Origin of the sequence: Methylocystis sp. ATCC 49242, from assembly GCF_000188155.2 — a bacterium.
GTDB lineage: Bacteria > Pseudomonadota > Alphaproteobacteria > Rhizobiales > Beijerinckiaceae > Methylocystis.
Genome location: NZ_KE124774.1, coordinates 3,304,356 through 3,316,724, shown reverse-complemented (window position 1 = coordinate 3,316,724; position 12,369 = coordinate 3,304,356). Strand labels below are relative to the sequence as shown.

Sequence of the window (12,369 nt, the reverse complement as noted above, 5' to 3'; positions counted from 1 at the left end):
AAATATGGCGCTAGTCGCGTCATTCGGTTGGGCCGCTACAGTGATCCGAATGATTGACCGCGACAGACACGAAGTCGTCGAACCCAGTCAGAAAAGCATCCGTGACGTCAGGATCGAATTGTGCGCCGCTTCCCGCCGCAATGATCTTGCGGGCCTCCTCGAACGGCAGGCTGCGCTTGTAGACGCGATTCGATATCAGCGCGTCGAAAACATCCACTATGGCGGTTACTCGCGCCGACAGCGGGATCTCGGCGCCTGAAAGGCCATCAGGATAGCCGCTGCCGTCCCACCTCTCATGATGCCAATGAGCGATTTCCTTCGCCACGGCGAGAAATGGCGCGGGCTGCCGCATGTCCCGTTCGGTCTGCTCGATCACTCGCGCGCCCAGCGTCGTATGGGTTCGCATGATGGCCATCTCCTCCTCTGTAAGCTGATCAGGCTTGAGCAGGATCCGATCCGGTATGCCGACTTTGCCGATATCGTGCAGCGGCGCCGACCATGTCAGCAAGTCGATATAGCGATCGGTCAGAATGGGTGAGAAACGCGGGAATGCGCGCAGCTTTGTCGCAAGCAGCCGGACATAGTGTTGCGTGCGCAGCAGGTGGTTTCCAGTATCGGCGTCGCGCGCTTCAGCCAGATACGCCAAGGCAAGCATGGCCGTCTGCTCGACTCGTCCGGTTTCAGCGTCGCGCCGCGCCAATTCCGCCCTCAGCGCGGCGATCTCGGCTCTGAAAAAATCTCTCTCCTGCGGCGATTCAACAAGCTTTCGCTTCGGCGCAAATTGAAAAGCCTGTTCCAGCAGTTCGCCGACCCGCCTGATCGATGACGTCTCTTCGTGGCGGCCTTCATCCCTTGCGTCCAGTTTTGCAATGGAAACGAGGACCGTCATGGTCGAGGAGACCGCTGCTTCCCGCAAGCGCGCAAGCAAGGCGTGATCATCCTCGACCTCCGTCGCCAGACCGAGGAAGGCCGACATGGGAGCGTCGCTTCCAGGCGACTTCGCCGCCGTTGCGGGGTGGCCCGGCCGCGCATCCACCGCGCAGCGGATGTCAACTCCAGATGGCTCGAAATAGATCAGCATAGCGTGACGCTCGTCCTGGCTCTGGTCGTCGACCGACAATCATCTCCCCACGACTTTGAGCGCGGGGCGCGGCTGATTCGACGGCGCGCGGCGATACGCGGCGTCTCCGAAGCTGAATTTGGAAATCGACTCGTCGAGAACGATCGTCCCCTGTCTCAGGCTTTGCGTCGCCGCGTTCGTCTCCTCGACCATGGCCGCATTGCTCTGGGTTGCTTGATCCATTTGAGTGACAGCGACATTGACCTGATTGAGCGCCATGGCCTGATCATGCGCATTGGCGGAAATCGCGGCCACCAGCGCGCTGACTTCCGTGACGCGGGTTGCAATCGTCGCAAGCGCCTCGCCCGTTCCGCCAACCAGCGTCACCCCTTTCGAAACCTCTACGCTCGATGTCGAGATCAATCCCTTGATCTCCTTCGCAGCGTCGGCGGATCGTTGCGCCAGCGCGCGCACTTCGGACGCGACCACGGCGAAACCCCGCCCTGCCTCACCGGCTCGCGCCGCCTCCACCCCAGCATTGAGAGCGAGAAGATTTGTCTGAAACGCAATTTCGTCGATTACGCCGATGATCTGGCCGATATTTTCAGAAGATCGTTCAATGCCGGCCATTGCCTGGACGGCGCTCGCGACGATCACGCTTGCCTTCTCGGCCTCCTCCTTTGTCGTCGACACTATGTTGTTGGCGGAGCGGGTGGTCTTTGCGGTTTCGTTGATGGTGTTGGTGATTTCCGCCAGGGCGGCGGACGTTTCTTCGAGGTTCGCAGCCTGCGATTCGGTCCGTCGGGACAGGTCATCCGCTGCGGTGGCGATTTCATTGGTCGCCTGGGCAATCATCGCCGCCGATTCGGCGACGGACGTCAACGACTCCCGCAGGCGCTCGACCGTCTCATTGAAGTCGGACTTCAGCGTCTCGAACTCGGAGGCAAGATCTGCATTGATTCGCGTCTGCAGATCGCCGCTAGCGAGCGTCTTCAAGGCTTCAGCCAGAACTTCTATCGCATGCGTCTGATTCGCCTCGGCGGCCAGGCGCCCAGCCTCACTTTGTCTGCGCTTCTCCTCGAGTTCCTCGAGATATACCGAAATCGACAGCTCCATATCGAGCAGGGAGGCCTTGACGAGACTCGACAGCGATTCGGCCATTTCTCTGGCGCGATGCTTGCCGTGGCCCATGATGCCCGGCCAGCGATCTTTTACGAGAGCGTGGATCAATTGCTCGATGACGAGCGTGTAACCACCGATATACCAGCGCGGCTCCAGTCCCAATCTTGCATGCGTCTTGCCGATAGCGCGTACTGCCTGCGCGTAGGTCTCATTGAAGGCGGCGCCAGTTATCACACCCCAATGCGCCGCCTGCCGGCTCTTCGCAGCATCCAGATGCTTATCACTGGAAAAGAATTTCGCCGTGTGCGGCGTCTTGCGGACCTTGTCGTAGAAGGCCGTCAAAGCGCCACCGATATTTTCTTCAATCAAAGGCGCCATGCTGCGAAGCTCGGCCCTTGTCCTTTCATCGAGGCCGATAAAATCGAGCCGCTCGGATATTGAGACAGCTGTGCTAGTCGAATTGTCTAGATTTGTCACAGGACGCCCCCGGAATGAACCGTGAAAGAGAGAATTGGATCCGGTTCATCCGGCAACGAGCGGCGGCGTCATGCACGTCGAGTGTAGGATACTAGGTCTCACATTTCATATCTGTCAATTAGTTAGCCGGGGGCTTTGATTCTCTCCTTCGTACAGTGATGGCAAATTCGCCGAAACCAGAGCACTCGAATGCAGACATCAGTTGCTGCGCAATTAGAATTCGTCAAATTCGTTCAGGAATTCTTTAGCCTCCAATTCTGCAAGCTTGAGGAAGTAAGCAACCATCGGCAACCCGGAACGCGTTGCGATCTTCGAGAGCTCTTCAGACATTTCGGCGACATACACGGCCGTCGAAATGCTTGTGTCGTGGGATTCGCGGGAGAAGGCGGCAACTTGATTTACGGCTTGTTGCATCATTTGTTTGGCTCAATATTCGATTGCGCTGGGGGTGTCCGCCAACCGCGGACATACGCTAGGACTGTCGACAAACGGTCGGCGAAATCATTCTTCTTGTTTCATCCATTGCTGCCGTGGAAATCGAGGATTTGCAGTCGCTCGACTTACCTGGCTTTCGACTTAACACATCCATAGTAACCGACCTGCAGCGCAACTATAAGGGCCGGGAAGTACGGAGCGACAAAGAGTGTTGACATATATCAATGTACACGCTGCCGATTGCATCCGCAGGGATTTCCGGCGTCGTTGTCGTGACTAACTGAACGTTTTCCGTCACAGTGCAGCCGTCATCAGTGCGTATGAACACTGACTTGCGTCGAGGCGCCGCGCAAACTCTTCATTCGTTCATTGGCTGGCTGATGCGAAATTGTCTGCAACAACTGCATTTGGGATGTTGTCAGATTCCGATGCCTTCAGAACCGAATGTCAAAATTACAATCCGACCTGTTTTTCAGGTCGGTCATCTCGAATGCAAACTAGCTCAGAACTGCAATCGCACGCAATCGTGACAGATTTCATGGCCGCGAGTGAGGCCACGATTGATTGTTGCGCTTCGCGTCCCTTCAGCAAGTTGATAAGATTTCCAACTATCTATTTTGCACGCTATCTCCAGCGCGCAATGACATTCTTTTTTTCGTTCTCCGCAATGGGTGACAAATGCGCAGGATGCGCTCGTGTGAAACGCCTTTCTTGATCGATTGAGAGAGCCTCCCGATGGGAACTCCTCGCATGGCGCCTCCATGGTTCACCAAGGTTGCAACAAACCCGCGGCCACGCAATGAAGAGACATGGCGGGAATGATAACAGATGCATTTGACGAAAGGGAATTGACGAAGCAATCGCGCCTGCCCACGATGGCGTGAGCTTATCGGAACGATCTGGAACGGGACGCCGGATTTAACGAGATGGCGTTGCTATTAATTATGATATGACCAAAAGAGGTAATTTTGAAATTCGAATTCGAAGAGACAGGTCAGACGCTATCGCGAGGCGACGTCTCGGCGGATTTCGCCCCCATGATGAGAGATGCCTTCGGCAATCGCTTCATCGACGTAGGCATACAGCGCAAGATCTTCCTCGAGAAGATCTGCAACGAGGCCAATCCTCGATAGTGTCGTCGCGAGGCCCTTGACTGTTCGAAACGACGTCGGCCCCTCTTCGCCGAGCACGTCAACACCTAGAACGCCCGACAGCAATTCCTTGAACAGGCCGTATCGTTCCCTTGTGCCGACGACGTCGATAGTCGCTAGATTATCGAGGGCTTTTGAGACATGCACGCGTTTTGGAACCTCGTCGAGATCGCATCCGAAGACTTTCGTCATCGGACTCATTAGTTCTCTGCGCTGCTGATCGCTGGTCGCCCGGAAAGCCGTTGTCAGGCCACGCGGATCGTTTAGCGGCAGTTCGCGAGCGAAATCGATAAGAGTCGTTACGCCGGTAGAATACGTTTCCAAATAGGACGACGCATCCTCCTTCGCGAGAAAATTCAGAAACAAGAGCCGTTCCGCGAGTTCCTCGAACGGTTCCCGCAGCAGCGCAACTCGGACATAGCCCTTGTTTTTCAGATACTGGTCATAGCGGCTGAGCAATGAACGGCCAGAAATAAAGATTGAACTATTGAAGGGATTACTAATTATGTTGATCGTTGTTTCGAGACCGTTCCGCTCGGAATTCGAGTAAGTAAGTGTGAAGTGTTTTTCAATAGCGCTCAAAATACGGCGCTGAGGCATGATCGAGCAGTCAAATAAAAACATTTTCCGCTCGATGTGGCGCCCCTTCTGGAGCCGCCGATAAATCGGCAATCTCGTTTCCGCTTCGACGATTTCGATATCATCGATCTGATCGAGATCCGGAACGATTTTGGTGTTCACGTCGAAGCCGACGAGACCGGTTGAATGGAGTCCGAGGTCGCGAATCCCCGCGCGCGTCACATTCGCCTGGATAGCGATTTCGTTGCGCCCGGGTATAATAATGATGATCGTAGGCGTAACGGAAGGATTGTCAGGCGCAAGCCAGCCCTTGATCGAATTGCCGGAATCGGAGTCTATGATAAAATGCATTCCGCTGGCTGCCTGATTTGGCTCTCGTCGCGCATGATGAGCCTGACTTTGCTTTCCTCGCGCCGCTCGGCCGGCAGCGTCCCATAATGGAGCCATTCGCCGCGCCGCTTGGCAACCACGGATTTCGCTCTTGGGCGAGCATTGATATCTGACCTTTATGGTCGACTCAAGCAGAGGCAGCTAAAGAGGATTTTTAAGGCGGACACAACAGTGCAAGTCGAAGCGGAGTTCGTCATCCGAACTGGCGCATCGGCATTCATTCATAAATCGGGGGTATACTTTGGCACAAAATCCTAGATGTTTGATCCTAGGGTTTGATGATGCAATCTTTTCCAGCGGCGGGAAGAATGCGCTATGGGCGGTCTCCACGGGAGCGCCCGCACGACAGAGGCGGTGCGTCGAGCGATACAACATAGTCAAGATAGCCCGAGAGCTCTCGCCGAGAGCTGGCTCCGGTTGTTTGGACAGCTCCCCGCGGATTTTAAGTGGATCTCTGCCGGGTTTTGCTGATCGCGGGGCGTTTCGATTTTGTCGCGGCGTCGGGAGGGCGTAGCCCGACCAGAGCTGCGGCAAAATCGAAGGGGACAATTATGCGGCCATCGCCGTTTCCTGTTTGTCGAAGCAGGCCTCGTCGGGCGTGCGCCCGTCAAGGCTCGAATGCGGGCGCCGCTCGTTATAGAACGCGAGATACCGACTGATCGACGCGCGCCTCATACCAACGGCTTCGCTTTGTGACTCACCGGGGATCCCCCTGGCGCGGATTTTCTGGCTCATTTGGCGCGGAGGAGATTCGCGCCATGCCAGCAGCGGTGAAACTTCGAGAGGACTTCTCGGCTGGGGAGCTTCGGGCTTTGGCCCAGCGCTCGAAGGACGTCTGAGCTGCTGCCGGTTTCGTGGACACCGAGAAATGGTGTTTCATGAGGCCGGAGGTTTGTTATGGCGAGACGGATATTCAGTCGGGAGTTCAAGGTCGAGGCGGTTCGGTTGGTGAAGGAGCGCGGCGTCACCGTCGCGCAGGCCTGCCGCGATCTGGATGTGCATGAGAACGTGTTGCGGCGCTGGGTTCGGGATCTGACGACGGATCCCGTGCAGGCCTTCCCCGGACACGGCCAGCGGAAGCCGGAGCAACTGGAGATCGAAAGGCTGCGCCGTGAGGTCGCCAAACTGCGGGCGGAGCGCGACATTCTAAAAAAGGCCGCAGCCTTCTTTGCGAGGGAAGCGAAATGAGGTTCGCTTTCGTCGCAAAGCACCGGAGCGTCTGGCCGGTGGCGTGGCTCTGCGAAGCGCTGGACGTGTCCCGATCGGGCTTTCACGCCTGGCTGCGTCGCGGGCCGAGCGCCCGATCGGTCGCGGACGAGGAGCTGACAAAGAAAATCCGCGCGAGCTTCGTGGGCAGCGCCCGAACCTACGGCGCCCGCCGCGTCTGGCGGGACGTTCTAGCCGAAGGCGTCTCCTGCGGCCTGCACAAGATCGAACGGTTGATGCGGGCAAACGCCTTGCGGGCGCGACCGCGTCGCCGGGGTCAGCCGAAGGACGACGGACAAAGGTCGGCGGTCGTCGCGCCGAATGTTCTCGACCGGCAGTTCGCCGCGCAAGCGCCGAACCAGAAGTGGATCGCCGACTTCACCTATATTTGGACGGCGGAAGGCTGGCTCTACGTCGCCGCAGTCATCGACCTGTTCTCGCGAAGGGTCGTCGGCTGGTCGATGAAAGCCGAGATGACCGCTGGTCTTGTCGCGGATGCATTGATGATGGCGATCTGGCGTCGCGGCAAGCCGGACGCCTTGCTGCATCACTCCGACAGGGGCAGCCAATATACGAGCGAGCAGTTCCAGCGCCTCATGGCCGACAATGGCGTCGTTTGCTCGATGAGCCGATCCGGCAATGTCTGGGACAATGCGGCGATGGAGAGCTTCTTCTCTTCACTGAAGACGGAGCGGATCGGGAAGAAACTCTACCGCACGCCTGACGACGCCCGGGCAGACGTCTTCGATTACGTCGAGCGGTTCTACAACCCCGTCCGCAGGCATTCGACGATCGGCTACGTCAGCCCGGTTGAGTTCGAAAAGAAGGTGGGAGTAACTTAACTCGGTGTCCACGAAACCGGCAGCAGCTCAGTCCATCAGAGCCGGCGCTTGTTGTCACTGGCGGCAGTCCGCGAGGGGAAGGCCCGGGGCGAGGCCGCCAGGATTGGCGGCATGGATCGGCAGACGCTGCGCGATTGGGTCCATCGCTTCAACGCCGCCGGGCCGGACGGCCCCTTCGATCAATGGACAGACGGTCCGACGTCGCGCCTGTCGGCGGCGCAATTGGCCGCGTTCGTGAAAATCGTCGAGGCCGGACCGGTTCGCGCGCGGGATGGCGTCGTGCGCTGGCGACGCGTCGACCTCAAGCGCGTCATCGCCGAGAAATTCGGCGTCGATTTTCACGAGCGCTATGTGGGGACTCTACTGAAGAAACTCGGCTTCTCTCACATCAGCGCAAAGCCGCGCCATCCTGCGCAGGACGGCGAGATCGTCGATGCCTAAAAAAAAACTTCGCCGCGACGCTGAAGGCGCTTCTCGCTCATCTGCCGCCGCGAACGCCCGTCGAAATCTGGTTCCGTGACGAAGCCCGCATCGGCCAGAAAAACGGCTTGGTGTGACAATGGGCTCGCCGTGGAACACGTCCGCGTCGGCCCGCCGATCAGCGCTACGAAAACGCCTATCTGTTTGGTGCGATTTGCCCGGCCAGGGGCAAGGGCGTGGCGCTGGCGCTCCCATATGTCGACACGCAGATGATGCAACTGCATCTCGACGAAATCTCACGCCATGTCGCAAAGGGCGCGCACGCCGTGCTGCTGCTCGATCGCGCGGGCTGGCACACGACGGCGAAGCTCGCCATGCCGGAAAACATCACGCCGATCCTGTTGCCGTCACGCGCCCCGGAGCTGAACCGGGTCGAGAACGTCTGCCAGTATCTTCGTCAGAACCGGCTCTCCAACCGCGTCTTCGAAAACTACGACGCCATCATCGACGCCGCCTGCGATGCATGGCAAAGGCTGATCAACCAGCCAGAGACCATAACTTCAATCGGAATGCGAGATTGGGCGCATATCGGTCAGCCGTCATGACCGTTGGTACGATATTTATTTACGTTCAGTGCTGATATTTGTTGTGTTTCATTCATGTGGATGCGGGGACAGGATTTGAACCTGTGACCTTCAGGTTATGAGCCTGACGAGCTACCGGGCTGCTCCACCCCGCGCCAAAGGGGAATGCGCCGCGTATGGAGCGGCGCGATAAAGAGGGGTTATCGGAGGAGGATATATTGATGTGTTTGGCAGGCCTGGCGACGACCTACTCTCCCAGGTCTTGAGACATAGTACCATTGGCGCTGAAGCGTTTGACGGCCGAGTTCGGGATGGGATCGGGTCTGATCGCTTCGCCGAAGGCCACCAGGCCGGCGAAACACATCTGAAGCAAATGGGATTTCTATTTTGGTGGGCATTGATAATGAGAACGATCAAGCCGATCGAGCTATTAGTACCGGTAAGCTCCATGCGTCGCCGCACTTCCACACCCGGCCTATCAACGTGGTCGTCTTCCACGGCTCTCGAGGGAGAACTCGTTTTGAGGTGGGTTTCCCGCTTAGATGCATTCAGCGGTTATCCCGTCCATACATAGCTACCCTGCACTGCGGCTGGCGCCACAACAGGTCCACCAGAGGTATGTTCATCCCGGTCCTCTCGTACTAGGGACAAATCCTCTCAATTCTCCTACACCCACGGCAGATAGGGACCGAACTGTCTCACGACGTTCTGAACCCAGCTCACGTACCACTTTAATCGGCGAACAGCCGAACCCTTGGGACCTTCTCCAGCCCCAGGATGTGATGAGCCGACATCGAGGTGCCAAACAACCCCGTCGATATGGACTCTTGGGGGTTATCAGCCTGTTATCCCCGGCGTACCTTTTATCCGTTGAGCGATGGCCCTTCCACGAGGGACCACCGGATCACTATGACCGACTTTCGTCTCTGCTCGACTTGTCTGTCTCGCAGTCAGGCAGGCTTATGCCATTGCACTCGACGACCGATTTCCGACCGGTCTGAGCCCACCATCGCGCGCCTCCGTTACTCTTTGGGAGGCGACCGCCCCAGTCAAACTGCCTACCATGCATTGTCCCGGGCCCGGATGACGGGTCTCGGTTAGACATCCATGACGATAAGGGTGGTATTTCAAGGGTGGCTCCACACGAGCTGGCGCCCATGCTTCAAAGCCTACCACCTATCCTACACATGCCGACACGAATGCCAATGCAAAGTTACAGTAAAGGTGCACGGGGTCTTTCCGTCTGACCGCAGGAACCCCGCATCTTCACGGGGAATTCAATTTCACTGAGCTGACGTTGGAGACAGCGGGGAAGTCATTACGCCATTCGTGCAGGTCGGAACTTACCCGACAAGGAATTTCGCTACCTTAGGACCGTTATATTTACGGCCGCCGTTTACCGGGGCTTCAATTCAGAGCTTGCACTCCTCCTCTTAACCTTCCGGCACCGGGCAGGCGTCAGACCCTATACATCATCTTGCGATTTCGCAGAGCCCTGTGTTTTTGTTAAACAGTTGCCACCCCCTGGTCTGTGCCCCTCCCGCCCGCTTGCGCGAACGGAAGGCCTCCTTATCCCGAAGTTACGGAGGTAAATTGCCGAGTTCCTTCAACGTCATTCTCTCAAGCGCCTTGGTATACTCTACCAGTCCACCTGTGTCGGTTTCGGGTACGGTCTGATGCAGGGGCTATTTCCTGGCGCCGCCAGGCCGCCCGGACAATCCAGTAAGTCCGAACGACTTTCGCAACGCGTCACCACCTGCTGGCTCACGAATATTAACGTGATTCCCATCGACTACGCCTTTCGGCCTCGCCTTAGGGACCGGCTAACCCTGCGAAGATTAACTTTACGCAGGAACCCTTGGACTTTCGGCGACACTGTCTTTCACAGTGTTTCTCGTTACTCATGTCAGCATTCGCACTTCCGATACCTCCAGAGCGCCTCACGGCTGCTCCTTCAACGGATTACGGAACGCTCCGCTACCGCTCATCCTTGCGGATGAACCCAAAGCTTCGGCTCGTGGCTTGAGCCCCGTTACATCTTCGGCGCGAGAACCCTTATTTAGACCAGTGAGCTGTTACGCTTTCTTTAAAGGATGGCTGCTTCTAAGCCAACCTCCTGGTTGTTTTGGGATTCTTACATCCTTTCCCACTTAGCCACGAATTGGGGGCCTTAGCTGTTGGTCTGGGTTGTTTCCCTCTCCACGATGGACGTTAGCACCCACCGTGTGTCTCCCGCATAGTACTTCCAGGTATTCGGAGTTTGGTTGGGTTTGGTAAGTCTGTGGGACCCCCTAGCCCATCCAGTGCTCTACCCCCTGGAGTATTCATGCGAGGCGCTACCTAAATAGCTTTCGCGGAGAACCAGCTATTTCCGAGTTTGGTTGGCCTTTCACCCCTAACCACAAGTCATCCGAGTCTATTTCAACAGACACCGGTTCGGTCCTCCAGTGCATGTTACTGCACCTTCAACCTGCTCATGGCTAGATCACTCGGTTTCGGGTCTAAAGCAACGAACTGAACGCCCTGTTCAGACTCGCTTTCGCTGCGCCTACGCCTACCGGCTTAAGCTTGCTCGTTACTTTAAGTCGCTGACCCATTATACAAAAGGTACGCCGTCACCCTTGCGGGCTCCGACTGTTTGTAGGTATCCGGTTTCAGGGACTGTTTCACTCCCCTCGTCGGGGTGCTTTTCACCTTTCCCTCACGGTACTTGTTCACTATCGGTCGCTGAGGAGTACTTAGGCTTGGAGAGTGGTCTCCCCATGTTCAGACAGGATTGCACGTGTCCCGCCCTACTCGTATCTCCAGTTCTTCGAAATCCCTACGGGGCTGTCACCCACTATGGCCCGACTTTCCAATCGGTTCGAGTTGAAAGAACTGAAGCATTGGCCTGGTCCGCGTTCGCTCGCCACTACTAACGGAGTCTCGTTGATGTCCTTTCCTCCGGTTACTTAGATGTTTCAGTTCACCGGGTTCGCTTTTATGACCTATGGATTCAGCCATAAATACCTTCTCATGATCTCTGTTAGTCCAAAGACATGCGCCGCTTTCGAAACGCATGACGTCGCTCCAGCGCTGTGCGCGCCAGAACGAACTCTTCGGAATAACAGAGATCGAAGGTGGGTTTCCCCATTCGGAAATCCGCGGATCAAAGGTTGTTCGCACCTCCCCACGGCTTATCGCAGCGTACCACGTCCTTCATCGCCTCTCAGCGCCAAGGCATCCACCGAATACCCTTAAGGCACTTGATCGCTCTCATTATCGACGCCCACCCCTCGGCAGAGGCTCGTCCCGTTTCCAGGACGATGTCGTCGATAGAAAGACCATTTGCTTCAAACATATCCGAGAATGCGGCGGTCAAGCTGCATTCACAACTGGCGCTCGTTCCTTCAGGCCCGAGAGCCCTCAAAACGATCGGATATGTTTCCTCTTCACGATGACAGACAGCGCGCATCACGCTTGTCGCGACGATGCGAATTCGGTTTCAAGGACTTCTCGAGCCAATGAGCGGCGCCGGCAATCCGCCGTCTGGTGGAGCCAGACGGGATCGAACCGACGACCTCATGCTTGCAAAGCACGCGCTCTCCCAACTGAGCTATGGCCCCGAGCCATGCAGCGATTGGAAGCGAGCGGAAGAATGGTGGGCCTGGGAAGACTTGAACTTCCGACCTCACGCTTATCAAGCGCGCGCTCTAACCAACTGAGCTACAAGCCCAAAACTTGCCCAACGCACCAGAGCGCTCGCGCGTCCGGCGCCCTCGCCGGGCGGGCTCGTCCTTGATGAAGAAAGAGAAACGAAGACGGCGGCTGTCCCGCATGATCGGCCTGACTGGCCGTTTTGTTCCAAGAGATCCAGAAAGCGAAAAGATCACGAATGACCTCCGCTGTTGAGGATCTTCCTTAGAAAGGAGGTGATCCAGCCGCAGGTTCCCCTACGGCTACCTTGTTACGACTTCACCCCAGTCGCTGACCCTACCGTGGTCGCCTGCCTCCTTGCGGTTGGCGAAACGCCTTCGGGTAAAACCAACTCCCATGGTGTGACGGGCGGTGTGTACAAGGCCCGGGAACGTATTCACCGCAGCGTGCTGATCTGCGATTACTAG

At 57.0% G+C, this 12,369-nt stretch carries 5 protein-coding genes, 3 tRNA genes, 3 rRNA genes and 2 pseudogenes (1 of these 13 cut by a window edge); 2 read left to right on the top strand and 11 right to left on the bottom strand.

Annotated features, from left to right (window positions below; all coding sequences use genetic code 11):
• Window positions 1-19: 19 nt before the first annotated feature.
• From MET49242_RS25880 to MET49242_RS25215, 5 genes and pseudogenes are all read right to left on the bottom strand, one after another.
• The gene (locus tag MET49242_RS25880; RefSeq protein WP_210162339.1) at window positions 20-889 is read right to left on the bottom strand and encodes an HD-GYP domain-containing protein; all 870 of its coding nucleotides are present in this window, start codon (window positions 887-889) and stop codon (window positions 20-22) included.
• A gap of 231 nt (window positions 890-1,120) precedes the next feature.
• Window positions 1,121-2,659 (bottom strand): globin-coupled sensor protein, encoded by a 1,539-nt coding sequence (locus MET49242_RS18215; RefSeq protein ID WP_084679187.1) that lies wholly within the window; start codon window positions 2,657-2,659, stop codon window positions 1,121-1,123.
• Between the two features lie 213 nt (window positions 2,660-2,872).
• Window positions 2,873-3,076: a hypothetical protein gene (locus MET49242_RS18210; protein WP_036285080.1), complete on the bottom strand. Its 204-nt coding sequence runs from the start codon at window positions 3,074-3,076 to the stop codon at window positions 2,873-2,875.
• A 1,019-nt stretch (window positions 3,077-4,095) separates the two neighbouring features.
• Window positions 4,096-5,175 (bottom strand): hypothetical protein, encoded by a 1,080-nt coding sequence (locus MET49242_RS18205; protein WP_036285079.1) that lies wholly within the window; start codon window positions 5,173-5,175, stop codon window positions 4,096-4,098.
• Window positions 5,176-5,763: 588 nt separating this feature from the next.
• A pseudogene (locus tag MET49242_RS25215) lies at window positions 5,764-5,901 on the bottom strand (integrase core domain-containing protein); the annotation flags it as partial.
• 210 nt (window positions 5,902-6,111) lie between these two features.
• On the opposite strand from MET49242_RS25215, the gene MET49242_RS18190 reads away from it, so the two are divergent.
• Window positions 6,112-7,262, top strand: a protein-coding gene (locus MET49242_RS18190; protein WP_371212523.1) for an IS3 family transposase whose coding sequence is annotated in 2 segments (ribosomal slippage) — window positions 6,112-6,373 and window positions 6,373-7,262 — 1,152 coding nt in all. Because the reading frame shifts where the segments join, the coding sequence is not laid out codon by codon here.
• A 39-nt stretch (window positions 7,263-7,301) separates the two neighbouring features.
• Window positions 7,302-8,287: pseudogene (locus tag MET49242_RS26250) on the top strand (IS630 family transposase); the annotation flags it as partial.
• Window positions 8,288-8,344: 57 nt separating this feature from the next.
• Here MET49242_RS26250 and MET49242_RS18175 read toward each other — a convergent pair.
• The 6 genes from MET49242_RS18175 to MET49242_RS18150 all read right to left on the bottom strand — a co-directional run.
• Window positions 8,345-8,421, bottom strand: a tRNA-Met gene (locus tag MET49242_RS18175).
• 79 nt (window positions 8,422-8,500) lie between these two features.
• Window positions 8,501-8,616: ribosomal RNA gene (gene rrf / locus MET49242_RS18170) — 5S ribosomal RNA — on the bottom strand.
• A 59-nt stretch (window positions 8,617-8,675) separates the two neighbouring features.
• Window positions 8,676-11,517 (bottom strand): 23S ribosomal RNA (locus MET49242_RS18165).
• 278 nt (window positions 11,518-11,795) lie between these two features.
• Window positions 11,796-11,871 (bottom strand) — tRNA-Ala (locus MET49242_RS18160).
• Between the two features lie 33 nt (window positions 11,872-11,904).
• Window positions 11,905-11,981: transfer RNA gene (locus tag MET49242_RS18155), tRNA-Ile, on the bottom strand.
• Between the two features lie 189 nt (window positions 11,982-12,170).
• A 16S ribosomal RNA gene (locus MET49242_RS18150) occupies window positions 12,171-12,369 on the bottom strand (it continues 1,287 nt past the right edge of the window).
• The 16S, 23S and 5S rRNA genes sit together here with 3 tRNA genes alongside, the layout of an rRNA operon.